Annotated in this window: 2 protein-coding genes; both read left to right on the top strand. The window is 66.0% G+C overall.

The features are described from left to right. Positions 1 to 207: hypothetical protein (locus AC3DE3_RS17430; protein WP_488370879.1), on the top strand; the 207-nt coding region annotated here is incomplete at its 5' end. An 11-nt stretch (positions 208 to 218) separates the two neighbouring features. Continuing rightward, the coding region (locus AC3DE3_RS17425) for a hypothetical protein (protein WP_488370878.1) at positions 219 to 435 on the top strand (217 nt) is incomplete at its 3' end.

Genomic DNA, 435 nt, shown 5'->3' with positions numbered 1-435 from the left:
CTGGACCGGCTCGACGGCCTGCTGGTCGCGGCAACCGTGGTCGACGACTCCGGGGCCCGTGTGTTCAGCGATGACGACGCGCTGGGAAACGGACTCGATTGGATGGACGGCGGCCCGTGGGCGGTGCTTTGCGATGCCGTGCGGCGACACGTCGGCTGGATGGCTGAGATCGGGTGGAAGCCCATCGAGGACGCCGCAAAAAACTAGCCACGGACTTCGTGCTTCTGCTGACGTATCGGGCGGCGGCGGTGCGGGGTCTATCGGTCGAGGAGTGGCGGGAGCAGACGCCCGAACACGAACAAGCCTACTGGCTAGCGCTGGTCTGGATGGACGCTCACGGCGAGCAGTACGCGGAGATCGCGGGCATGACGCATAACACGACCAGAACAAAAGCCGAGGACTGCCTTCCGTCGTCTCGGTGGCTGCGCCTGGCTC

The sequence above is a fragment of the Dietzia sp. IBK-p2-16D genome, assembly GCF_057773085.1.
The sequence above is the reverse complement of the archived record's forward strand: the minus strand, read 5'-3'. Positions and strand labels throughout refer to the sequence as shown.